The organism is Allobosea sp. UNC402CLCol (assembly GCF_000745475.1).
Classification (GTDB): domain Bacteria; phylum Pseudomonadota; class Alphaproteobacteria; order Rhizobiales; family Beijerinckiaceae; genus Allobosea; species Allobosea spartocytisi.
This window is the reverse complement of record NZ_JQJJ01000009.1, coordinates 52,813-76,507: the sequence shown is the minus strand read 5'-3', so window position 1 is coordinate 76,507 and position 23,695 is coordinate 52,813. Positions and strand designations below refer to the sequence as shown.

General features: G+C 66.5%; 22 protein-coding genes. 11 read left to right on the top strand and 11 right to left on the bottom strand.

Features of this window, described 5'->3' with window-relative positions; all coding sequences use genetic code 11:
- Positions 1–14: 14 nt before the first annotated feature.
- From GY40_RS07685 to GY40_RS07675, 3 genes are all read right to left on the bottom strand, one after another.
- Complete coding sequence (locus GY40_RS07685) at positions 15–908, bottom strand: protein-L-isoaspartate O-methyltransferase family protein (protein ID WP_051987653.1); 894 nt, start codon at positions 906–908, stop codon at positions 15–17.
- A 97-nt stretch (positions 909–1,005) separates the two neighbouring features.
- Positions 1,006–1,860 carry a prephenate dehydratase gene (locus GY40_RS07680; protein WP_038360590.1) on the bottom strand — a complete coding sequence of 285 codons (855 nt, stop codon included), beginning with the start codon at positions 1,858–1,860 and terminating at the stop codon, positions 1,006–1,008.
- Positions 1,861–1,940: 80 nt separating this feature from the next.
- Entirely contained in the window at positions 1,941–2,675 is a 735-nt protein-coding gene (locus GY40_RS07675; protein WP_038360587.1) for a 3-deoxy-manno-octulosonate cytidylyltransferase, read from the bottom strand.
- 204 nt (positions 2,676–2,879) lie between these two features.
- Between GY40_RS07675 and GY40_RS07670 the strand changes: the two genes are divergently transcribed.
- The 7 genes from GY40_RS07670 to GY40_RS07640 all read left to right on the top strand — a co-directional run bounded on the left by GY40_RS07670 (position 2,880) and on the right by GY40_RS07640 (position 10,952).
- Positions 2,880–3,395 carry a c-type cytochrome gene (locus GY40_RS07670; RefSeq protein ID WP_038360584.1) on the top strand — a complete coding sequence of 172 codons (516 nt, stop codon included), beginning with the start codon at positions 2,880–2,882 and terminating at the stop codon, positions 3,393–3,395.
- Between the two features lie 168 nt (positions 3,396–3,563).
- Complete coding sequence (locus GY40_RS07665; RefSeq protein ID WP_349236399.1) at positions 3,564–5,432, top strand: extracellular solute-binding protein; 1,869 nt, start codon at positions 3,564–3,566, stop codon at positions 5,430–5,432.
- Positions 5,432–5,836: a DUF4260 domain-containing protein gene (locus GY40_RS07660; RefSeq protein WP_038360582.1), complete on the top strand. Its 405-nt coding sequence runs from the start codon at positions 5,432–5,434 to the stop codon at positions 5,834–5,836. The genes GY40_RS07665 and GY40_RS07660 overlap by 1 nt, the downstream gene beginning before the upstream one ends.
- Before the next feature lie 4 nt (positions 5,837–5,840).
- Positions 5,841–6,929, top strand: coding sequence for a microcin C ABC transporter permease YejB (locus GY40_RS07655; RefSeq protein WP_038360579.1), 1,089 nt, complete (start codon positions 5,841–5,843; stop codon positions 6,927–6,929).
- A gap of 2 nt (positions 6,930–6,931) precedes the next feature.
- Positions 6,932–8,107 carry an ABC transporter permease gene (locus tag GY40_RS07650; protein WP_051987652.1) on the top strand — a complete coding sequence of 392 codons (1,176 nt, stop codon included), beginning with the start codon at positions 6,932–6,934 and terminating at the stop codon, positions 8,105–8,107.
- On the top strand, positions 8,104–9,732 hold the full coding sequence (locus GY40_RS07645) for an ABC transporter ATP-binding protein (RefSeq protein WP_038360576.1): 1,629 nt from the start codon (positions 8,104–8,106) through the stop codon (positions 9,730–9,732). The genes GY40_RS07650 and GY40_RS07645 overlap by 4 nt, the downstream gene beginning before the upstream one ends.
- Before the next feature lie 2 nt (positions 9,733–9,734).
- Positions 9,735–10,952, top strand: coding sequence for a phosphopentomutase (locus GY40_RS07640; RefSeq protein WP_038360573.1), 1,218 nt, complete (start codon positions 9,735–9,737; stop codon positions 10,950–10,952).
- A gap of 3 nt (positions 10,953–10,955) precedes the next feature.
- Here the strand turns inward: GY40_RS07640 and GY40_RS28185 are convergent, their stop codons facing one another.
- Positions 10,956–12,413, bottom strand: coding sequence for a methyl-accepting chemotaxis protein (locus GY40_RS28185; protein WP_051987651.1), 1,458 nt, complete (start codon positions 12,411–12,413; stop codon positions 10,956–10,958).
- Entirely contained in the window at positions 12,410–12,784 is a 375-nt protein-coding gene (locus tag GY40_RS07630) for a hypothetical protein (RefSeq protein ID WP_038360571.1), read from the bottom strand. Before GY40_RS07630 ends, GY40_RS28185 begins: the two co-directional genes overlap by 4 nt.
- A gap of 172 nt (positions 12,785–12,956) precedes the next feature.
- Between GY40_RS07630 and GY40_RS07625 the strand changes: the two genes are divergently transcribed.
- Positions 12,957–13,385, top strand: coding sequence for a TadE/TadG family type IV pilus assembly protein (locus GY40_RS07625; protein WP_038360568.1), 429 nt, complete (start codon positions 12,957–12,959; stop codon positions 13,383–13,385).
- 31 nt (positions 13,386–13,416) lie between these two features.
- Positions 13,417–15,138: a pilus assembly protein TadG-related protein gene (locus GY40_RS07620; RefSeq protein ID WP_038360566.1), complete on the top strand. Its 1,722-nt coding sequence runs from the start codon at positions 13,417–13,419 to the stop codon at positions 15,136–15,138.
- Between the two features lie 5 nt (positions 15,139–15,143).
- On the opposite strand, the gene GY40_RS07615 is transcribed toward GY40_RS07620, so the two are convergent.
- From GY40_RS07615 to GY40_RS27900, 6 genes are all read right to left on the bottom strand, one after another.
- Positions 15,144–15,548, bottom strand: coding sequence for an arsenate reductase/protein-tyrosine-phosphatase family protein (locus GY40_RS07615; protein WP_051987823.1), 405 nt, complete (start codon positions 15,546–15,548; stop codon positions 15,144–15,146).
- 107 nt (positions 15,549–15,655) lie between these two features.
- The gene (locus GY40_RS07610; protein ID WP_038360563.1) at positions 15,656–16,144 is read right to left on the bottom strand and encodes a UPF0262 family protein; all 489 of its coding nucleotides are present in this window, start codon (positions 16,142–16,144) and stop codon (positions 15,656–15,658) included.
- A 151-nt stretch (positions 16,145–16,295) separates the two neighbouring features.
- Positions 16,296–17,588 carry a histidinol dehydrogenase gene (gene hisD, locus GY40_RS07605; protein WP_038360560.1) on the bottom strand — a complete coding sequence of 431 codons (1,293 nt, stop codon included), beginning with the start codon at positions 17,586–17,588 and terminating at the stop codon, positions 16,296–16,298.
- Positions 17,589–17,750: 162 nt separating this feature from the next.
- On the bottom strand, positions 17,751–18,194 hold the full coding sequence (locus GY40_RS07600; RefSeq protein ID WP_038360557.1) for a DUF2948 family protein: 444 nt from the start codon (positions 18,192–18,194) through the stop codon (positions 17,751–17,753).
- Positions 18,195–18,253: 59 nt separating this feature from the next.
- Positions 18,254–19,543 (bottom strand): UDP-N-acetylglucosamine 1-carboxyvinyltransferase, encoded by a 1,290-nt coding sequence (gene murA, locus GY40_RS07595; RefSeq protein WP_038362174.1) that lies wholly within the window; start codon positions 19,541–19,543, stop codon positions 18,254–18,256.
- 59 nt (positions 19,544–19,602) lie between these two features.
- On the bottom strand, positions 19,603–19,764 hold the full coding sequence (locus GY40_RS27900; RefSeq protein WP_166652965.1) for a hypothetical protein: 162 nt from the start codon (positions 19,762–19,764) through the stop codon (positions 19,603–19,605).
- 453 nt (positions 19,765–20,217) lie between these two features.
- Here GY40_RS27900 and GY40_RS07585 point away from each other — a divergent pair, with 453 nt between their 5' ends.
- Both GY40_RS07585 and GY40_RS07580 read left to right on the top strand, forming a co-directional pair.
- Positions 20,218–21,159 (top strand): enoyl-CoA hydratase-related protein, encoded by a 942-nt coding sequence (locus tag GY40_RS07585; protein WP_038360551.1) that lies wholly within the window; start codon positions 20,218–20,220, stop codon positions 21,157–21,159.
- Positions 21,160–21,354: 195 nt separating this feature from the next.
- The gene (locus tag GY40_RS07580) at positions 21,355–23,685 is read left to right on the top strand and encodes a putative bifunctional diguanylate cyclase/phosphodiesterase (RefSeq protein ID WP_051987649.1); all 2,331 of its coding nucleotides are present in this window, start codon (positions 21,355–21,357) and stop codon (positions 23,683–23,685) included.
- The last annotated feature ends 10 nt before the right edge of the window (positions 23,686–23,695 follow it).

The window sequence follows — 23,695 nt, the reverse complement described above, 5'->3', positions numbered from 1 at the left end:
TTCCGCCGCTGCATTCAGGGCGGAGCGGTCGAGAGCCACCAGCTCCCTGCGTCGAGCCAGCAGCTGTCGTCGGGCTCTCCATCGAAGCGGATCGACTGCACGCTCTCGATATCGCCCCGCTGGAAGGCGGCCACCAGATCGCGGCCGATCTCGGCGTTCTGCTCGGTCTGGCATGCGATGAAACTCGCCCGCGAGATGAAGCGAGCAGGCCAGGACGATCCATCATCCTGTGGTTTCTCCACGAGAAGCATTCCACCGTGCGTCGTCTCGGCCTGTAGCGGGAACAGCAACCGGCCGCCCGGGTGCAAGGCTTCGAGCCAGTTGACGCTGGGGTGGCTGATCCCGGCATTCACATAGACGATGTCGGCCTTCGGGAGGGGATCGGTCGTCCCGGATCGGGCCATCACCTTCGCCTGCGGCCAAGGGCCGAGATTGCTCGTCGCCCTCTCGGCAAGCGCGGGGTCGATCTCATAGGCGTAGACCCGACCTTCGGGGCCAGCGAGCGTGGCGAGGATCGCCGTGTAATAGCCGCTCCCCGCACCGATCTGCAGGACGGTTTCGCCCGGCAGGACGCCGACGCAGTCGAGGCAGCGCGCATGCAGGCTGGGCTCGCCGATATTGATACCCCGCGCCGGATCGAGTGCGATCAGGACATCCTGATAAAGAAAGGCGGGATCGGCATCCGGCGTCTCGATGTAGCCGGAGCGCTCGGGACCCCGCCTCCACGGGCTGGCGACGCGGATGAACCACGGCCCCGGCCCGGCAAAGGGCTCGCGGGGAACAGATGCGAAGGCGGCTTCGATGCGCGGATCGCGAACGGCGCCCGTATACGCCACGTAACGCGCGAAGAAAGCCCGCAGCTTCGCAATCCGCTGCACCTCGGCGGTTGCCGATCGCTCATCTGCCATGCTCGCCCCCAAATGCGCCGCCGCCTGACGGTATCGCTTCGGAGGCGCGGATCAATCGCCGCGTGGCGACAGCGACCGATCCGCTGCCTCGCGAGCGCTACTCCGCCGGCTCTTCGATGGTCGAGCGGAAATCGCTCGCCGGATAGACGCCCATGATCTTCATCTCCTTGGAGAAATAGGAGAGTTCATCGAGCGCGCGCCGCAGCGCCGGGTCGTCCGGATGCCCCTCGACATCGGCGTAGAACATCGTGGCGGCGAACAGGCCGTCGACCATGTAGCTCTCGAGCTTTGTCATGTTGATGCCGTTGGTGGCGAAGCCGCCCATCGCCTTGTAGAGCGCGGCGGGAATGTTGCGGACGCGGAACATCAGCGTCGTCACGGTCTTACCCGCGCCCTGGCGGGCATATTCCGGGTATTTCGAGAGCACGACGAAGCGGGTGGTGTTGTGCTTCTCGTCCTCGATGTCCTCCATCAGGATGTTGAGGCCATAGACCTCCGCCGCGATGCGCGGGGCGATGGCGGCGCGCGTCACGTCGCCGGTCTCGGCCACCTGCCGGGCGGAACCGGCCGTATCGGCCGCGACCTCGGCCTTGAGGCCGAGCTTGCGGATGATCTTGCGACACTGGCCGAGCGCATGGATGTGGCTCTGCACCACCTTGACCGTCGCCAGCGTCGCGCCCTCGACGCCCATCAGATGGAAGCGGATCGGCAGGAAGTGCTCGCCGATGATGTGCAGGCCCGAGCGCGGCAGCAGATGATGGATGTCGGCGACGCGGCCGGCGATCGAATTGTCGATCGGGATCATGCCATAGCGGGCCTTGCCGTCGCTGACGGCTGAGAGCGCGTCCTCGAAGGTGGGGCAAGGCAGGAGCTCGCAGTCCGGAAACACCTGGAGAGCCGCCTGCGAGGAGAAGGCTCCGGGCTCACCCTGGTAGGACACGACGAAGGACATGGGGGTACTCAGGCTCCTCAGCTTCTTGTTCTGGCGCCGTTCCGAACACGCAGCCGCGATGCGGCTTCGCCGGAACGGCTTCAGCGGGACTTCAGGATCGCGCGGGCGCGATCGAGATCATGGGGCGTGTCGACGCCGAGCGGCACATCGTCGACGACGATGATGTCGATGCGCATGCCGTCCTCGACCGCGCGCAGCTGCTCGAGGCGCTCGCGCTTCTCCAGCGGCGAAGGCGGCAGCGAAACGAAGCGGTCGAGCGCGCTGCGGCGATAGGTGTAGAGGCCGATATGATGATAGAGCGGCCCCTCCCCGCCCGGCGCGGTGACGCGGGTGAAATAGAGCGCCCGCATCCGGCCGGGGCCGATCTCGCTGCCGATCGCCTTGACCACGCTGGACTCGGTCTTCTCCTCCTCGCGCGTGATCACGGCGGCCAGCGTGACGATGTCGACCGCGGGATCCTCCAGCGGCGCCACCGAGGCGATGATCACCTGCGGGTCGATGGTCGGCAGGTCGCCCTGGACGTTGACGATGACGTCATGGCGGCCCTGCGGATCGACGATGTCGGCGGCCTCCTTGATGCGGTCGGAGCCGGAGGGATGATCGGAGCGCGTTAGGGCGGCGCGGCCGCCCGCTTTTTCCACAGCCGCGACGATCTCGGGCGTGTCGGTGGCGACCACGACGGGTCCGAGCCCCGTCTCCATCGCACGGCGCCAGACATGCACGATCATCGGCTCGCCATGGATGTCGGCGAGCGGCTTGCCCGGCAGGCGGGTCGACTGCATGCGGGCGGGGATCAGAATCAGCGGATTCGGCATGATCGGCGGCGGGTCCGGCTGGGATGCCGCTTCGGGACGGGAAGCAGCGTCGAAAGGTCTCAAAACGAAGCGCGCTTATACGAGTTGCAATCGGGCGCGCAAAGCGGTTAAGCAGCATCCGAGGCTGGAGGCGTTCAAGACTTCGGCTAAGGCTCTATCTCGTCTCCCGCGCCTCGGCCGCGGAGGGTCCAGGGTTCGGATACGATGAATATCGAAGCCAACAAGATCGCCGGCGCGGTTCTGTCCACGCTCCTCGCGGTGATGGGTCTCCAGATGGTCGCCGGAATCGCCTTCACGCCGCATAAGCCGGCCGTGCCGGGCTACGACCTTCCCAGCGCCGAGCCGGCCTCCGCCGGCGGCGCCGCTCCCGCGGCCGTGGAAGATCCGCCGATCGCCGACCGCCTCGCCAAGGCCGACCCGGCCAAGGGCGAGAAGGCGACCGCCGCCTGCAAGGCCTGCCACACCTTCGAGAAGGGCGGCGCCAACAAGGTCGGCCCGCATCTCTTCGGCGTCGTCGGCCGCAACGAGGGCACCGTCGAGGGCTTCGGCTACTCGGCTGCGATGAAAGGCCGCAACGACAAGACCTGGGATGCCGACGGGCTCGACCACTTCCTGAAGAACCCGAAGGCCTATGTCGCGGGCACCGCGATGTCCTTCGCCGGCATCAGCAATCCCCAGACCCGCGCCGACGTGATCGCCTATCTCAGCACGTTGAAGTGATCGGTTTCGATCTCACCTCTCGCTGACCCTTCCGAGCCGGGCTTAACGCCCGGCTTTTGCTTGCGGTGCCCTGCTCCCGCCTTCACCATGGCGATAATCACCGCCATTGCCGTTCCGGCGCCCACGGGCGACAAGGAACAGGCGAATCGGAGAAGGAGACGCGAGACGATGGCGATGCGCATCACACGCCGCAGGCTGCTCGAAGCCGGAGGCGTCATGGCGGCAACGGCCGCTTTGCCGGAACTGTCCGGGACGGTGCTCGCACAGGAAGCCGAATCGCACGGGCTCTCGACCTTCGGCGAGCTCGGCCTGCCGCCGGATTTCCCACATTTCCCCTATGTGAACCCGCAGGCGCCGAAAGGCGGCACGCTGACCCTGCAGATCAAGCAGGCCGGCGGCAACCAGAGCTTCGACACCTTCAACACGCTCAACACCTTCGTGCTGCAGGGCGACGGTGCGGCCGGCATGGATGCCTGCTTCGACAGCCTGATGGCCGGTTCGGGCGACGAGCCGGGCTCGCTCTACGGGCTCCTGGCCAAGAGCGTCGCGGTCTCCGCCGACAGGCTGACCTATCGCTTCCGCCTCAGGCCCGAGGCGAAATTCCAGGACGGTTCGCGCGTCACGGCGAAGGATGTCGCCTTCTCGCTCAACATCCTCAAGGAGAAGGGCCACCCCTCCTACCGGCTGACGCTGAACGAGATGGTCTCGGCCAGCGCCGAGGGCGACGACATCGCCATCGTGCAGTTGTCGCCGAAGCGCAGCCGCGACCTGCATCTGGTCGTCGCAAGCCTGCCGGTCTTCTCCGAAAAATACTGGTCGACGCGGGATTTCACCGCCGCGACACTGGAAGCGCCGCTCGGTTCCGGCCCCTACAAGGTCGGGCGCTTCGAGCAAGGCCGCTTCATCGAGTTCGAGCGCCTGCCGGATTACTGGGGCAAGGACCTGCCGGTGAATGTCGGCACCAATAATTTCGACCGGGTGCGCTGGGAATATTTCCGCGACCGGCAGGTGGCGTTCGAGGGCTTCAAGAGCGGTGTCATCACCTTTCAGGAGGAGTTCACCTCACGCATCTGGGCGACCGGATACGACTTCCCGGCGCTGAAGGAGGGCAAGGTCAGGAAGGAGTCCCTGCCGCGGACGGAACCGGTGGCCTCGCAAGGCTGGATCTATAATCTGCGCCGCGAGAAATTCGCCGATCCGCGCGTCCGCGAAGCGCTGGGCCTCGCATTCGACTTCGAGTGGACGCGCAAGAACATCATGTTCGGCTTCTACGAGCGGCTGACCTCCTATTTCGAGAACTCGGATTCGAAGGCCGTCGGCAAGCCCTCGCCCGCAGAACTCGCACTGCTCGAGCCCTGGCGCGGCAAGGTGCCGGACGAAGTCTTCGGCGAGCCCTGGCTGCCGCCGGTCTCGGACGGCTCGGGCAGCGATCGCAACCTGCTGCGCAAGGCCGACGAGATGCTGCGCGCCGCCGGCTGCAAGCGCGAGGGCAATGTGCTCAAGCTGCCGAACGGGCAGCCCTTCGAGATCGAGTTCCTCGATTCGAACCCGGCGCTGCAGCCGCATACCCAGCCCTTCCAGGCGAATCTCAAGCGGCTCGGCATCAACGCCACCTCGCGCTTCGTCGACCCCGCCCAGTATCAGCGCCGCCTCGACGAGTTCGATTTCGACATGATCACGCGCGCGCTCAGCGGCAGCGCCATTCCGAGCGACACGCTGCGCATCGTTTATGGCTCGGAAGCGGCCAAGACGCGCGGCTCGCGCAACCAGAACGGCATCAGCGACCCGGCGGTCGATGCGATGATCGAGAAGATCGGCCAGGCGCATAGCTATGCCGACGCCGTCACCGCCGCGAAATGCCTCGACCGGCTGCTTCGCGCCGGCCGCTACTGGATCCCGATGTGGTGGAACGACGAGGTCTGGCTCGCCCATTGGGATATGTTCGACCGGCCGCAGACCAAGCCGAAATTCAGCTCCGGCGCTCCGGGAACCTGGTGGTACGACGCCGAGAAGGCCAAGCGGATCGGGAAGGCGTGATGACCGCACCGTTCTCCGTCGGCCAGGTTCGAGGCGCGCCGCGCCTGCTGCTGCGGTTGGAAGGGCTCGCGCTCGGCCTGCTCTGCATCTGGCTGTTTCACAAGTCGGGGGCCTCATGGTGGCTGTTCGGCAGCCTGATCCTGGCGCCCGATCTGACAATGCTGGGCTATCTCGCCGGACCGCGTTTCGGCGCGGTGCTCTACAATGCCGGGCACACGCTGCTCTGGCCGGTCCTTCTCGCGGTCATCGGTTGGGGTGTCCAAGCCTCCCTCGCGCTCGCCCTCGCTTTGATCTGGGCAGCTCACATCACCCTCGACAGGGCACTCGGCTACGGCTTGAAATATTCGAGCGCGTTCAACCACACGCATCTGGGAACCATCGGCCAGCCCGGAAAGGCGCAGTGAGCGAATGCTGAGCTATATCGCCCGGCGTCTCGCCCTGATGGTGCCGACCCTGTTCGGCATCCTGCTGGTCGCCTTCACCATCGTGCAGTTCGCGCCGGGCGGGCCGGTCGAGCGCGTGATCTCGCAGCTCCAGAACCCCAATAGCGGCGCGGCCGACCGCGTCGGCGGCGGCCAGGGCGGCGATGCCGGCGCTCATGGCGGCGAGGCCAGCGCCTACCGCGGTGCCCAAGGCCTCGACCCCGCCTTCATCAAGGAGCTGGAGAAGCAGTTCGGCTTCGACAAGCCGGCGCCCGAACGCTTCTGGAAGATGCTGACCGACTATGCCCGCTTCGATTTCGGCCGCTCCTATTTCCGCGGCGCGCCGGTGCTGCAGCTGATCAAGGAGAAGCTGCCGGTCTCGATCTCGCTCGGCCTGTGGATGACATTGCTCTCCTACATGATCTCGATCCCCCTCGGCATTCGCAAGGCGGTGAAGGAGGGCTCGCGCTTCGACACCTGGACCAGCGCGGTGGTCATCGTCGGCTACGCGATCCCGAGCTTCCTCTTCGCGATCCTGCTGATCGTGCTCTTCGCCGGCGGCTCCTTCTGGCAGATCTTCCCCCTCAGAGGACTGACCTCAGACAACTGGAGCGACCTGTCGCTGATCGGCAAGGTGAAGGACTATCTCTGGCATATCTGCCTGCCGGTGACGGCGATGGCGCTCGGCGCCTTCGCGACCTCGACGCTTCTGACCAAGAACTCCTTCCTCGACGAGATCAGGAAGCAATACGTCCTGACCGCGCGGATGAAGGGCCTGACCGAGCGCGGCGTGCTCTACGGCCACGTCTTCCGCAATGCGATGCTGATCGTCATCGCCGGCTTTCCGGGCGCCTTCGTCAGCGCGCTCTTCGCCGGCTCGCTGCTGATCGAGACGATCTTCTCGCTCGACGGGCTCGGGCTTCTCTCCTTCGAGGCGATCGTCAACCGCGACTATCCCGTGGTCTTCGCCAATCTCTACATCTTCTCGCTGATCGGCCTCGTCGTGCATCTCATCACCGACCTGACCTATAGCTGGGTCGACCCCCGCATCGATTTCGAGACGCGGGAGAGCTAGGGATGAGTGACACCCTGCTCGATGTCCCGCCGCCCTCTCTCCGCAGCGACGCGCCGCTCGCGCCGGTCGAGGCGAATGAAGGCTGGCTCAAGCTGACGCCGATCAACCGGCGCCGGCTCAACAACTTCAAGGCCAACAAACGCGGCTGGTGGTCGTTCTGGCTGTTCCTGGCGCTGTTCGTGTTGTCCCTCTTCGCCGAATTCATCGCCAACGACCGGCCGTTGCTCGTCCGCTACAAGGGCGAATGGCTGTTCCCGGTCGCGGTGACCTATCCCGAGGAGAAATTCGGCGGCTTCCTCGCCACGACGGATTATCGCGATCCGGTGATCGCCAAGGAGATCGCGGCGCATGGCTTCGCGATCTGGCCGCCGATCCGCTACAGCTACAACACCAACAATCTCGACCTGCCCGTCCCTGCCCCGGCCCCACCGACCTGGCTGCTCAAGGACGAGCAATGCAAGCCGATCGCGGAGCGCAATGGCGGGGCGACCTGCCGCGACCTCGAATGGAACTGGCTCGGTACCGACGACCAGGGCCGCGATGTCGTTGCGCGATTGATCTACGGCTTCCGCATCTCCGTGCTGTTCGGACTGATCCTCTGCGCCTTCTCCTCGGTGATCGGCATCGCGGCCGGCGCTGTGCAGGGCTATTTCGGCGGCTGGACGGACCTGATCTTCCAGCGGCTGATCGAGATCTGGACCTCGATACCGGCGCTCTATCTGCTGATCATCGTGGCAGCGATCATCACGCCGGGCTTCTTCGTGCTGCTCGGCATCCTCCTGCTGTTCTCCTGGGTTTCGCTGGTCGGCGTCGTCCGCGCCGAATTCCTGCGGGCGCGCAACTTCGAATATGTCAGGGCGGCGCGGGCACTGGGCTTGTCCAACCGCACGATCATGATCCGCCACCTCCTGCCCAACGCGATGGTGGCGACGCTGACCTTCCTGCCCTTCATCCTGAACGGCTCGATCACGACGCTGACCTCGCTCGACTTCCTCGGCTTCGGCCTGCCGCCGGGCTCGCCCTCGCTCGGCGAGTTGCTGGCGCAGGGCAAGGCCAATCTCCAGGCGCCCTGGCTGGGCTTGTCCGGCTTCGCCGTGATCGCGCTGATGCTGTCGCTTCTGATCTTCATCGGTGAAGCGGTCCGCGACGCCTTCGACCCGCGGAAGACCTTCGCATGACGGCCCCTCTCCTCTCCGTCGAAGAGCTCTCCGTCGCCTTCCGCCAGGGCGGCAGGGACACGCTCGCGGTCGACCATGTCTCCTTCCAGGTCTCCAAGGGCGAGACGCTGGCGATCGTCGGCGAATCCGGCTCGGGCAAGTCGGTCTCGGCGCTGTCGATCCTGAAGCTCCTGAACTATCCGGCGGCGCATCACCCTTCCGGCAAGGTGCTGTTCAAGGGGCAGGACCTGATCGCGGCCGACGAGGACGCGATGCGCAAGGTGCGCGGCAACGACATCACCATGGTGTTCCAGGAGCCGATGACCTCGCTCAACCCGCTGCACAGCATCGAGAAGCAGATCGGCGAGATCCTCGAACTGCATAAGGGCCTGCGCGGCGAGAAGGCGCGCGCCCGCACGCTCGAACTGCTGAGCCTCGTCGGAATCCGCGATGCGGAAAGCCGGCTCGGCGCCTATCCCCACCAGCTCTCCGGCGGGCAGCGCCAGCGCGTAATGATCGCCATGGCGCTCGCCAACGAGCCCGATCTGCTGATCGCCGACGAGCCGACCACCGCGCTCGACGTCACCGTGCAGGCGCAGATCCTGAAGCTGCTCAAGGAGCTCCAGGGCCGGCTCGGCATGGCCATGCTGTTCATCACCCATGATCTCGGCATCGTCAGGCGCATCGCCGACCGCGTCGTGGTGATGCTGAAGGGCAAGGTCGTCGAGGAAGGTCCGGTCGCGGAGATCTTCGCCAACCCGCAGCACGCCTATACCAAGCGCCTGCTGGCGGCCGAGCCGAAGGGACGCCCCGAGCCGATCGCACCCGACGCGGCAACGCTGCTCGAAGCCGGGCCGATGAAGATCTGGTTCCCGATCAAGTCGGGTTTCCTGCGCCGCGTCACCGGTCATGTGAAGGCGGTCGACGGTATTTCCGTGAAGGTGCGCGAGGGCGAGACGCTCGGCGTCGTCGGCGAGTCCGGCTCGGGCAAGACCACGCTCGGGCTCGCGATCCTCAGGCTCATCTCCTCCGAGGGGCCGATCGTCTTCCTCGGCGACCGCATCGACGGGCTGTCGAGCAAGCAGGTTCGCCCGAAGCGGAAGGACCTGCAGGTGGTCTTCCAGGACCCCTATGGCTCGCTCTCGCCGCGCATGTCCGTGGCCGAGATCGTCGCCGAAGGGCTCGGCGTGCAGCAGCAGGGCCTCTCCTATGCCCAGCGCCGCGAGATCGTAGCGCAGGCACTCGCCGATGTCGGCCTCGACCCGGCGGCGATGGACCGCTATCCGCACGAATTCTCCGGCGGCCAGCGCCAGCGCATCGCGATTGCGCGGGCCATGGCGCTCGATCCCAAATTCGTGGTGCTGGACGAGCCGACCTCGGCGCTCGACATGTCCGTGCAGGCGCAGATCGTCGATCTGCTGCGCGGGCTGCAGGCGAAGCGCAAGCTGGGCTATCTTTTCATCAGCCATGATCTCAAGGTGGTCAGGGCACTCTCGCACCGGCTCGTCGTGATGCAGAACGGCAAGGTCGTCGAGGAGGGCCCGGCCGAGGAGGTCTTCGCCCGGCCGCGCGAGGCCTATACGCAGGCGCTGCTCGCCGCCGCGCTCAATCTCGAGCCGGCCGGCGGCGACGCCGTCAGGGAGTGAGCATGGCGCGCGCGCTGCTCATCGTGCTGGATTCGGTCGGCTGCGGCGCAGCCGAGGACGCGGGCGCTTATGGCGATGCGGGCTCCGACACGCTCGGCCATATCGCGCAGGCCTGCGCGGAAGGGCGCGGCGACCGGGAGGGGCTGCGCAGCGGGCCGCTGGCGCTCCCGAACCTGTTCCGCCTCGGCCTCGCCCATGCCTGCGAGGCCTCGACGGGCCGCCCGCTCGCCGGCGTCGCCAAGCCGGCCCAGCCGCAAGGGCGCTGGGGTTACGGCGTCGAGGTCAGCCAGGGCAAGGACACCCCCTCCGGCCATTGGGAGATCGCCGGCTGCCCGGTGAGCTTCCGCTGGGGCTATTTCACCGCGCTGGAGAACTCCTTCCCGGCCGAGCTCGTCGCGGGAATCGTCAAGGAAGGCGCCCTGCCCGGCATCCTCGGCAACAGGCATGCCTCCGGCGTCGCGATCATCGATGAACTCGGGCCTGAGCATATCCGGACGGGCAAGCCGATCTGCTACACCTCGGTCGATTCCGTGTTGCAGATCGCGGCGCATGAGGAGCATTTCGGGCTCGACCGGCTCTACGCTCTGTGCAGGACGGTCCGCACGCTGGTCGACCCGCTCAGGATCGGCCGCGTCATCGCCCGGCCCTTCACCGGTTCGCCGGAAGAGGGCTTCACCCGCACCGGCAACCGCAAGGACTTCGCCATCCCGCCGCCGCAGGAGACGATCCTCGACCGGCTCGCGGCGCTGGCGCGGCCCATCGTCACCGTCGGCAAGATCGGCGACATCTTCGCCCATCGCGCAACCGGCGTGGAGATCAAGCCCTTCGGCAACGCCGCGATGGTCGAGGCGGCGCTCGAAGCCTGGGACGGGCTGCCCGATGGCGGCTTCTGCTTCGTCAACCTCGTCGATTTCGACACCGAGTTCGGCCATCGCCGCGACGTGCCCGGCTATGCCGCGGCGCTCGAAGCCTTCGACCGGCTGGTGCCCCATCTGGAAGCGGCGCTGCGCCCTGGCGACATCGCCGTGATCACCGCCGACCATGGCAATGATCCGACCTGGCCCGGCACGGATCATACCCGCGAGCATGTGCCGATCCTTGCCTTCGGCCCGGGTATCCCGCTCACGCCGCTCGGGCGGCGGGAGAGCTTCGCCGACATCGCCGCCAGCCTCGGAATCTGGCTCGGGATCGGGCCGGTCGGACCCGGCCGTCACTGGTAGGGATCAGGCGGCGGCGACGCTGTTGCAGAAGACCGCGACATCCTGCCGGATGGTCTGGGCCTGCCGCGCGAGACCGGCGGCCGTCTCCTGCAGATTCTCGGCCGCGCCATGCGTCTCGACCGTCATGGCCTCGAAGCCACCCGCGATGTCGGCGCTGCGCTGCGCCCCCTCGAAGGACAGGCGCACCTGATAGGCGATCTCGGAGGTCGCCCGGCTCTGCTCGTCCACCGACAGCGCGATCGCATTGGCGACGCTCTCGACCTCGCCGACGGCCTCGACGATCTCGCGGATCGCCCGGAGCGAGCGCTGGGTCGCATCCTGCATCGCGCCGATATGGGCCGATACCTCGTCGGTCGCCTTCGCGGTCTGGGCGGAGAGTGTCTTGACCTCGCTGGCGACCACGGCGAAGCCGCGCCCCATCTCTCCGGCGCGTGCCGCCTCGATCGTCGCGTTCAGGGCCAGCATGCTGGTCTGGGAGGCGATGCCGCGGATGATCTCGACGACCGCGCCGACATCCTGGCTGCGTCCGGCGAGATCCTGGATCTCGCGGCTGGCATGGCGCGCCAGCTCGGCCGTGGATTTGGAGCCGTTGGCGGATTCGTCGGCATTGCGGCCGATCTCCGCGATCGAGGCCGCGAGTTCGGTGCTGGCGGCCGAAAGCTGGTCGATGCTCCCCATCGTGCCAGCCGCGGCGTCGGCGACCAGCGCGGTCTGTCCACGCGCCCGGTCGGAGGTCTGCGTCAGGGCACTTGCCTTCACCTTCATGTTCTCGGCCGAGTGATCGAGCATCGCCATGGCCTGCTCCATCTGGTGGCGAAAGCGCGAGACGAGCGCTTGCAGCGCCTCTGCCCGGCGCCCCATCTCCTCCGACAGCGCCTTCTCCTTTTCCGTCGCCCGCCTTTCGCGCTCGGCCACCTCCTGCGCGTGGGCGAGGCCCGCCTCGCTCTCCTGGAGCCGGCGCTGCAGGAAAACCGCGAAGGTCGCGAGGAACGCCGTTTCGATGACCACGATCACCGCATGCAGGAGAACCCGCAGAATGTTGCCGCCCTGATAGAAGACGGCGGCCGGCAGGACATATTGAAGAACCAGATGGTGCAGCGCGGTCAGGGCCGCGCCCAGAATGATCGGCCGCCAGTCGCAGAAGCCCGCCAGAAGCGCCAGCACCGCGAAATAATACATATGCATGTCCGGCTGCCACGGATGGCCGGCGAAGCTGTAGACCAGTGCGGACACCTGCCCGATCAGAACCACCACGATGGCCAGCTGCGTCACCAGCGCCATGCCCGCCACACGGTAGAGAACCGGCAGGATCGCGGCCGCGATCGCGATGATCAGGATCGGCGCGAGGCCGGACTGGCCGTGAATCCAGAAGCTGAGCATGAGCAGCGGCACATGAAGCAGCGCCAATGCGATCAGCGACAGGCCGACGCGGCGCCGGACGAGCCGTAGAGACCAGTTCATTGCCGCTCTTCCGCTAAGGATTGACTGTCGAGACAGCCTGCGAGCCCCGCCAGCCGCAATGAAAACCAGGCACCGCGCGGCAATTCTCCCGAGCGGGAGCCCGGAACCGTCACCACGATGGAGCCGAGCCGCCCCGTTCGCAGCACGCGCTCGCCCGCCTCGAAACTGCGCGCCAGCGCTTCGTCTCTCGCCATCCAGAAGGGGAACACGATGGCGACGGGCTCGTCGCGGCCATCAGCGCCGGGCAAGCTCGCAAAAACGCCGATGCCGACGAACACGCTGAGCACGGCAAGCAGGAGCGCAGCTGGAGCCGTGAGCTCCTGGCTGCGGCCGTCGGCCGGGGGGATTTTCGCGGCACAGACGGCAGGCATGGGCGTGGCATTTCCGGGCGCAAGCAACACGCTCCACGCAACGGCAACCCGGTAAAATTTTACTTAAGTTCAAAATCTTTCACCAAGCAAAATCCCGCTTAAATCCGCCTGTTAAGGGTTCATAAACGCGAAAAATACAACCTATGAGAGCGATCTTTGCTGGAGCTCTCCTATGGCTGCTTCGCTAGAACGTTTGACAAGGGACGAAGGCGGGACGAGCGCCATCGAGTTCGCCTTCGTCGCGCCGGTGCTGCTGATCCTGCTCTTCGGCATCATGGGCTACGGCTACGTCTTCGGCATCTATCACAGTATTCAACAGATCGCGGCCGAGGCGGCCCGTTCTTCCGTGGCGGGGCTGAGCGATACCGAAAGGGCCCAGATCGCGAAGGACTACGTCGCGGCCAACGCCCAGGCCTATGCCTTCATCGACCCGTCGAAGCTGAAGGTCCGCACAAGCCAGACCGGGCCACAGCAGCAAAGCTTCGAGATCGCGGTCAGCTACGACATGAGCGGCACGGTCTACGACCAGCTCAGCCGGCTGGCAGCGCTGCCGCCCCCTCTGATCGAACGCCGCGCGGTGGTGCAACGCGGCGGCTACTGAATTCGTCATTTCGGGCTGGGGAGGCCTCGATATGCGCAAATTCCGGAATTTCGCAAGCGACGAGCGCGGCGCCACCGCCATCCTCTTCGCCTTCTCGCTGGTCGCCCTGCTGGGCTTCGGGGCGATGGCGGTGGATGTCGGCAGCTTCTTCTACGAAAAGCGCAGGCTGCAGACGGCAAACGACCTCGCGGCGCTGGCCGCGGCGAGCGACATCCCCCGGGCGCAGGCAGCCGCACAGGCGAGCGTGACGCAGAACGGCTTCCAGAACGGCAACATCCGGGCCATCCAGCCGGGCGTCTATACCCCCGACCCGGCCAAGGCTGCCGAAGACCGCTTCGTGTCGGGGCCGGCCGCCACGGCGAACGCCGTCAGGATCGACATGCGGATGACGACGCCGCTGCTGCTCGGGCGCGCCTTGGCCGCCTCCACCACGACGAAGCCGGAGCCCGGCACCAAGGTGGCGCCGATCCAGGCGAGCCTCGATACGGGCGAGGTGCCGATCGGCAGCAGCGCCATCGCCTATCAGGATGCGCAGGCCTCCTTCGCGATCGGCTCGCGCCTCGTCAAGCTCGAGGGCGGCTTGCTCAACGGTCTGCTGAGCAGCCTGCTCGGCGGCGGCGTCTCGCTGTCGGTGATGGACTATGAAGCGCTGATCAAGGCGCGGGTCGATCTCTTCGATTTCTCGAAACATCTGGCGACGCGGCTCAACCTCACCGCGGCCAGCTATGACGACGTGCTGAAGGCCAATGCGCGGCTCGGCGACGTGCTCTCCGCGATCGTCGACGCCTCGCGCGACAACGACGCGCGCAGCGGCACCGCCACCGCCGCGCTGGGCAAGCTCGCCTCGGTCGCCGCCAGCGGGTTGCCGGTCGACCTGTCCCAGCTCGTCTCCTTCGGCCCGGCCGGCGACCGGCCCGCCTCGGGCCCGAAGCCGCTCGCGGCGTCCGTCTCGGCGCTCGACATCGTCTCGGCGGTGGCGCAGATCGCCAATGGCAAGCGCCAGATCGATGTCGGACTTGCGCTCAACCTGCCGGGCATCGCCGCGATCAACCTCAAGCTCGGCATCGGCGAGCGGCCGGTCGGCAGCCCGATGGTCCGGGTCGGCCGGACGGGATCGAGCGTCCATACGGCGCAGACCCGCCTGCTGCTGACCGTCGACCTCATCGGCTCGGGCGCCGCCTCGCTCGTGCGGCTGCCGGTCTATCTGGAACTCGCCGCCGCGACCGCGAAGCTCAACGCGGTGCAGTGCTCGCCCGGCGACGTCTCGACCTCGCGCGTGACGCTGGGGGTGAGGCCGGCGCTGGTCGATGCCTGGATCGGCCAGGTCTCGATGACCGAGTTCAACAATTTCAGCACCGCGCCCAACCCGCCGGCCGCGACGCTGGTCAACGTCGCCGGTCTCGCCAAGGTCAGCGCCCGCGCCCATGTCACGATGACCAATCTCGCCGAGACGCCGGTCAATTTCAGCTATGCCGAGATCCTGCGCGGCGACAAGAAGACGACCTCGACCCAGGATTTCGTCGCGACGCTGCTCGGCCGACTCGTCGGCGATCTCGAATTGCGGGTCGAGGCGCTGGGCCTGGGCATCGGCCTGCCCGGGCTCGACGGGCTGGTCAGCGGCATCGTCGGCAAGGCCGTGACGCCGCTCGACCAGTTGCTCAACGGCGTTCTCGGCACGCTCGGCATCGGGCTCGGCCAGGCCGATAGCTGGGTGACGGGCGTGCGCTGCGGCGGGGCGGTGCTGGTGCGGTAACGCCCTCAGCTCCTGAGCCTTTCCTTGATGCGCCGGGTCAATCCGTCACGCAGGTCACGATAGGCGTCGAGTTTCTGCTCGCGCGAGCCCTGGACGAGGGTGGGGTCCATGGTCGGCCAGTATTCGACCTCGGCCGCCAGCGTCCGGGTCAGCTCCAGAGCCCTGTGGTGAGCCTCCGGCGAGAGCGACACGATGAGGTCGAAATTGAGCCCCTCCCATTCCTCCAGCTCCTCCACCGATTTCGGCTTGTGGCGGCTGAGATCGATGCCGATCTCGTCGAGAACCTCCCGGGCGAAGCCATCGACCTCTCCCTTCCGCGCACCGGCCGACTGGACGTAGATCGACTTGCCGAAGAAATGCTTGGCCAGGGCTTCCGCCATCGGCGAGCGCACGGCGTTCATCGCGCACATGAAGAGCACGCTCTGGACCTTGCGCGGAGCGGTCCATGCATTCGGCGCATTTTCTTCAGGCGAACCGGTAGCCACTTCGCTCGAAAATGCTTTCTGCTCCAAGCGCGTCAGCCTTTCCAGTGCAGCGCATAGATCAGCGTGAACAGGCGCCGGGCGGTATCGAAGTCGATCTCCACCTTGTTCGACAAACGATCGACGAGGATGGCCGCCGCCTCGTCGTGCAGGCCGCGGCGGCCCATGTCGATCGCCTCGATCTGCTCGGGCGTCTGGGTGCGGATCGCGGCATAGTAGCTCTCGCAGATCAGCTCGTAGTCCTTGACGATGCGCCGGAACGGGCTGAGCGAGAGATGGTGCGTGACGACCGCAGACCCGTCCGACTCCTTGATGTCGAAGACGAGGCGGCGCTCGACCAGCGCGAGATGGGCGAGGTAGGGCCCGCCCTCATGACCCGGTACGTTGAAGCGGTTGCGCTCGATCAGATCGTAGATCGCGATGGCGCGCTCGTGCTCCTGATCGGGCGAGCCGCGCCCGAGCGAGGATTCATCGAGGGTGACGCCGACGAGGGACTGCTTTTCCGAAGACGGGACGGCCGACATCGCTCCTCCTGTTACGGCACGGCCCTTTCGGCAGCGCCGAAAGAATGCGCCGGTCAGATTGCCATGCGATCTGACCGGATCACGCTTTCTCTATCAAACATCGAGAGACGGATTCACCGATCAGGCCGATTCAATCCGACCGAATCCGTCTCTATAGATTGAGCCTGATCGTCACGGAACGGCCATGCGCCTGCAAGCCCTCCGCTTCGGCCAATTGCGTGGCGGCGGGTGCGAGCCTGCGCAGCCCCTCCGGCCCGCATTTCAGCAGCGAGGTGCGCTTCATGAAATCGCCGACGCCGAGGCCGGATGAAAAGCGGGCCGAGCGGGCGGTCGGCAGCACATGGTTGGGGCCGCCGACATAATCGCCGATCGCCTCGGGCGTATGACCGCCGAGAAAGATCGCGCCGGCATTGCGGATGAGGCCGGCAAGATGCTCGGGATGTTCGGTGAGAATCTCGAGATGCTCCGGCGCGAGGCGGTCGACCAGCGGCACGGCCGCCTCCAGATCGGCAACGAGCAGGATCGCGCCAAAATCCTGCCAGCTCTTTCCGGCGATCCCGGCGCGCGGCAGCGTCGCGAGCTGGGCCGCGACGGCCTTCTCCACCTCGGCGGCGAGCGCGGCATCGTCGGTCATCAGGATCGACTGGGCGGAAACGTCGTGCTCGGCCTGCGCCAGAAGATCGGCGGCGATCCAGTCGGGATTGGCGGTCCGGTCGGCGATGACGAGGACTTCGGAGGGGCCGGCGATCATGTCGATGCCGACCTGGCCGAAGACGCGGCGCTTGGCGGCCGCGACATAGGCATTGCCGGGGCCGACGATCTTGGCGACGGGCGCGATCGTTTCCGTGCCATGGGCCAGCGCCGCGACGGCCTGCGCGCCGCCGATGCGGTAGACCTCGTCGATGCCGGCGAGCCGGGCCGCTGCGAGGACGAGCGGGTTGGTCTCGCCGCGCGGCGTCGGCGCGACCATGACGATGCGCGGCACGCCGGCGACCTTGGCGGGGATCGCGTTCATCAGAACCGAGGAGGGGTAGCTCGCCGTGCCGCCCGGCACATAGAGGCCGACGGCCTCGATGGCGCTCCAGCGCCAGCCGCTCTCGACGCCGGCCTCGTCCTTCACCCAGGAGTCTTCGGGCTTCTGACGGCGGTGATAGGTCTCGATGCGCGCACGCGCCGTTTCCAGCGCTTCGAGCAGCTCCGGCGAGCAGGCCGCGACGGCAGCGTCGATCTCGGCTTCGCTGACACGCAGCGTCCGCGGCGCCAGATCGAGGGCATCGAAGCGGCTGGTATAGGCGATCAGCGCCGCATCGCCCCTGGCGCGGACCTCGGCGATGATGTCGGCGGCAACGCGATCGACCTCCTCGGAGACCTCGCGCTTGGCGGAAAGCAGTGCCGCGAAGCCCTCGGCAAAGCGCGCATCGCGGTCGTCGAGCCTGATCGGCATGGATATCCTCGCTATTGGCAGACCGGACCGCGCTTCCGGGGAAAAAGCCGAACCAGCAACCGTCATCCCAGGGCGGCCGAAGCCGCTTGTCCGGGATGACGCGCGTTCTTTAGACGAAGGGTGGCGGCGATTAAAGTTGTCGCCGGAGGAAAAGCGGCGCGCTCAGGTGTCGGGATGGCCAGGCGTCGCCACCGCTTCCCAGACCGGGCCGAGATCCTTCATCTGGGCCTCGACGCATTCGACGGAGAGCCGGATCGCCGCGCCTTCCGAGAAGTGCAGCGTCACGTCGCCGGCAGGCTCCGCGCTATGGTCGAAGGTAATCGCCAGCAGGTTCAACACCTTGCCGGGCTCTGCCTGATCGAGCCTGGCGCTGCGGACGGCGAGCACGCGGTCGAAATGCAGGGCGGCCAGCCGGCGGCGACGCTTGCCATGCGCCGCGCCCTCCCAGTCGAAGCGGCGCGCCGCGAGGGCGAAGCGCTTCTCGGACGGCAGATAGACGATATCTGCCGTCTTCAGCACCGCATCCTGAAGATGGGCGGAGACAATGGCGAGGTCGTCGGCGTCGAGCGCGACGAGCTTCAGCGGTTCGGCGGCATCGTCAGACATCAGATTGTTCTGACGAGCCGCCTCAAGAAAATCAACAACCTAAAATCGGGAGCCCGCAATCAGCTGCTGATGCGCTCGACGACGGCGCCGCAACGGCCGAGCTTGGCCTCCAGCGCTTCGAAGCCGCGATCGAGGTGATAGACCCGGTTGATCGTGGTGTCGCCCTCGGCGGCGAGACCGCCGATCACGAGCGAGACCGAGGCGCGCAGATCGGTCGCCATCACCGGCGCGCCGGTCAGCTTCCGGACGCCCTCGACATGGGCGACATCGCCGTCGAGCCGGATCCTGGCACCGAGGCGGGCGAGCTCCTGCACATGCATGAAGCGGTTCTCGAAGATGGTTTCGCGGATGCGCGAGGTGCCCTTGGCCTTGGTCATCAGCGCCATGAACTGCGCCTGCAGATCGGTCGGGAAGCCGGGGAAGGGATCGGTATCGACATCGACGGCATCGATGCCGTGGCCGTTGCGGCGCACGCGGATGCCCTCGTTCGTCTCGCTGATATCGACGCCGGCCCTCACCAGCGCGTCGAGCGCCGATTGGAGCAGATCGGCGCGGGCACCCTCGAGCATGACATCGCCGCCGGTCATGGCGACGGCCATGGCATAGGTGCCGGTCTCGATGCGATCCGGCAGGACGGCGTGGTGGGCGCCGCCCAGGCGTGAAACGCCGGTGACGACGATCCGCGAGGTCCCCGCCCCCTCGATCTTAGCGCCCATCTTGACGAGGCAGGCCGCGAGATCGGTGACCTCGGGCTCACGCGCCGCGTTCTCGATCACGGTCGTGCCCTCTGCGAGGACGGCGCCCATCAGCGCGGTATGCGTGCCGCCGACCGTCACCTTCGGGAAGACGATCTCGCCGCCCTTCAGCCCCTTCGGCGCCCGCGCCAGCGCATAGCCGTTCTCGATCACGATCTCGGCGCCGAGCTTCTCCAGCGCCATCAGCAGCAGGTCGACGGGGCGGGTGCCGATGGCGCAGCCGCCCGGCAGCGAAATCTTGGCCTCGCCCATGCGCGCCAGGATCGGCGCGATGACCCAGAAGCTCGCCCGCATGGTCGAGACCAGCTCGTAGGGCGCGCAGGTGTCGACGATCTGGCGCGCGGTCAGCGAGATCGTCTGACCGGTCTCGGCCGACTGGCCGATGCGCTTGCCGGCGACGGTGCGGTCGACGCCGTGGTTGGAGAGGATGCGCGACAGGGCGGTGACGTCGGACAGACGCGGGACATTGGTCAGCGTCAGCGTCTCGTCCGTCAGCAGGCTCGCGATCATGAGCGGCAGGGCGGCGTTCTTGGCGCCGGAAATCGGGATGGCGCCATTGAGGCGCTGGCCGCCGGTGATGCGGATCTTGTCCATCGTCAGGTCCTGCTCGGCCGGCGGGGTCAAGGGCCCGCGGCGCGTGGAAATCGGGAAAATCAGGTCCGCGGAGTGTCGGCCTGAGCTGGCGGCGCCGGTTCATGCGCTTGCGCCTCCTCCACACGGCGAGCGCGAGCCTGCGCCTTGCGGCGCTTCAGGTTCTCGCGAAGGGCGGCGGCAAGGCGCGCCTGCTTCTCGTCGTCGGCGGTCTGGCGAGTCACGGCATCAACTCGGCATCGGTGTTTGAACGCGGGAACGCGGCGAATTCGCGGCATCATGGTTAGCCGGACAGCCGGCCGCGGACAAGCGCGGCCGCGAAGCGGGCCGTGGGACGCAGCTGTGCCATGGCGGCGCCGGTTCCGTGCCGTTCCGTGACAATGCATGGACAGCCGCGCGCTCGCTGCAATCGGGCGCGCCCGAAGGTTTCGCAGACAGCCGCAACGAAACCATTTTTAGCCCCTTAATCAACAAATCTCGCAATTTTATTGCGCGATCTTTGGCCGAGCTCCGAGGCCCGTTTTTTGCCGGATGGACGCGACAGACGCGCATCCGAGGGAAACCATGACGATAGGTAAATCGGAAATATTAATGAAATTAACCATTTCCGCCGGAATGCGTTTACAGTTTGTTAAGCTCGTTTACCCTGACTATGTCGATATTGCGGGGATTGCGTCATGCTCGAGTCCTTCACGATGAATGGAGATCATGCCGGCTCTGCGCTCATCGAGAGCTGCGAGGTGATCGACGCCATTCGTTACAAGGCGGGATTTCTGCCAGAGGTGGAAATCGCCTATGAATCGGCGATCAAAACGCTCTGGGTGACGATCCGACCCGAGCTGAAACCAGTCTTCACGCTGCAGTTGCTCGACAGCCTGGTGAAGATCCAGAGCGCGATCGTCGCGCTCTGGGGCGCGCCCGACCAGTATCACCGTGCACCGGTGCGCTTCCTCGCCTTCCGCGGAACCGGCCCCTTCTTCACGCTGGGCGGCGATCTCGACTTCTACCTGGATTGCCTGGCGAAGAACGACCGCGCAGCGCTGGCGGAATATGCGCGCCTCTCGGCCGAGGGCGCGATCTGGAACACCGGCGGCCTGAACGGGCTCGTGGTGACGCTGTCGACGATCCATGCCAAGGCGATCGGCGGCGGCATCGACGCGCCGCGTTCATGCAACGTCATGATCGCCGAGGAACAGGCCTCGTTCGTCTATCCGGAGATCAAGTTCAACCATTTCCCGATCACGGCCGTAGCGATCCTGTCGCGGCGGATGGGCCCGCGCGCGGCGGAGAAGCTGCTGATGTCCGGCGAGGAAATGAGCGCCGAGGCCTTCATGGAGGCCGGCGGGCTCGAGGCCGTCGTGCCGACCGGGACCGGCGAGGCCTGGATCCGCAAGTACTGCACCGATACCCTGCCGATCCACGCCGCCAGGACGGCTCTCTTCAGGGCCTTCAACCGCCGTGCCGGCGATCTGCGCGAGGAATTGTCCCATCTCGGCCAGATCTGGACCGACTGCATGCTGCGCCTGAGCCCGAGCGCGATCTCGAAGCTGCAGCGCATCGCGCAGACTCAGGACCGGATGCTGGCGCGCGTCTATCAGCGTCAGGCGGAAACCGCCTGACGCCTACCGCCGACTGTAAAACTTCCGACAATTCAATCGGGAGGATATATGGCGTTGCGTCATCCGCACGCCTGATCGAAGATTGGACCAGAATCTCACGAAGCATTTACTTCTACTCGCCTACAGCTTCAGATCACGTGGGACGTCCGGAAATCTCACGCATCGAGCCGCCAGAGGTGGCAAAGGCAGGAGTGAATGGCAGACGCTTTCCAGCGTTTGATCGCCACAGGACAGCGCGACCGGGGCGATGATTTCGACCTGACCGGCTATACCCTGCTGGTCAATTCCCTGTTCTCCTCGCCCGCCTCCATCATTCCCGGCGGGATCGCCGGCATCCTCACGCCCTTTCTCTGCTGGATTTCGACCGGGTCCGACATCTTCATCCAGCTGACGTTGCTGGTGGCCCTCGTCGTCGTGCTGCGCATCTCGACCGTCATCACCTATCGGCGCCGCAACCATGCGCATGACAACTATGCCCAGACGCGGCGCTGGGATCGCGACTATTTCCTCGGGGCGACGGCCTTCAGCGCCGTGCTCGGCTACAGCTGCTACGTCGCGCTCGTCCACACCGACGACCCCGCCGCTCACATCACCTCGGTGTCGTCGACGATCGCATTGGCCTCGGGCTATGTCTCGCGCAATGCCGGGCGGCCGAAATTCGTCGCGGTCCAGCTGCTGACCTTCTGCGTCCCGATGGCCATTGGCCTGATCGCGGCCAGCAATCCCTATTACAAATATATCGGCTATTTCGCCTTCCTGTACGTGGCGGCCAATATCGCGATCACCAACTCGCTCCATCGCAACCTGCTCGCGCTGAGCGACGCGACGAAGCAGTCGAAGGCGCTCGCCACCGCGCTGCATTCGCAGAACCTGACGCTGGATGCGGCGCTCAACACCATGATCGACGGGCTGGCGATGTTCGACCGCAGCCTCAAGCTCGCCGTCAGCAACGCCCCGCACAGCGCGCTCTACGGCCTGCCGGAGACGCTTGCCCTGCCCGGCACGCCGCTGACGGCGATCGCGCGCTTCCTGGTCGAGCGGCAGGTCATCAGCTCCGAGCAATTGCGCGACATCCGGTCGGCCCTGGTCACCGTGCAGTCGACGCAGCAGGCCGCCAGCCAGGAGGTCGTCACCCGCGGCGGCCTCGTGCTCGTCGTGACCTTCGCCCCGGCCGCCGAAGGCGGCATCCTGATGCTGACGGAGGACGCGACCGAGCGGAAGCGGACGGAAGCCCGCATCGAGCAGATGGCCCGCTTCGACGAATTGACCGGGCTTGCAAACCGCTTCGAATACAACCGGCATATCGACGAGGCTTTCGCGCGGCTCGAGCGGACGGGCGAGACCTTCGCGCTGCTCTATGTCGATCTCGACGGCTTCAAGCAGGTCAATGACAGCCTGGGGCACGATATCGGCGACCAGGTCCTGATGGAGACCGCCAGCCGGCTGCGCAGCGCAATCCGCAGCAACGACATGCTGGCGCGCTTCGGCGGCGACGAGTTCCTGCTCATCCTGCCCTCCGCCGACCATGCGGTGGTCACGGCCGTTGCCCAGCGCATGATCGACAGCATGACGCGCTCCTTCGACGTCGACGGGAAGACCGTCTACGTCACGGCCAGCATCGGCATCGCGATGGCGCCCGTCGACGGCGCGTCGTCGGCCGACCTGCTGCGCCACGCCGACACCGCGCTCTACAAGGCGAAATCCGCCGGCCGCAACATGCTGATGTTCTTCAACCCGGCCATGGCCGAGGAGATGATGGAGCGGCACGAGATCGAGGTCGACCTCCGCAAGGCCAGCGTCGACGGCTCGCTCGAACTCTTCTACCAGCCCATCGTCGACCTGAAGACGCAGGTCGCCGTGTCGCGCGAGGCGCTGATGCGCTGGCGCCATCCGGTTCGCGGCATGGTTCCTCCCGGCGTCTTCATTCCCATCGCCGAGCAGTCCGGGCTGATCGCGGCCATGGGCGACTGGGCCATCCGGCAGGCCTGCAAGGACGCCGCCGGCTGGGAGCCCGGAATCAGCGTCTCGGTCAACGTCTCGCCGCTGCAATTCCGCGAGCCGCGGCGCCTCATCGACACGGTGAAGGAGGCGCTGATCGCCTCCGGCCTCAGCTCGCGGCGGCTGACGCTCGAGATCACGGAATCGCTGCTGATCGAGGACAACAAGCTCACGCTCTCCGTGCTCGAGGAACTCAGGGCACTCGGCGTGAGCTTCGCCCTGGACGATTTCGGCACGGGCTATTCCGCCCTCGCCTATCTCTCGACCTACCCGATCGCGCAGGTCAAGATCGACCAGAGCTTCGCGCGCGACGTGCACAACAGCGAAGCCCCCAAGGCCATCATCGAGGCGGTCTGCCAGCTCGCGCGCCGCCTGCAGATGAACGTGGTGGTCGAAGGCATCGAGACCGAACAGCAGCGCATCGCGGTGCAGCTTCTCGGCGCCCATCGCGCCCAGGGCTATCTGTTCGGCAGGCCGGAGAGCCTTTCCAACCTCAAGCAGGGCGGCGGCAACCGCAGCGTCGCCTGAGACGTCCGAA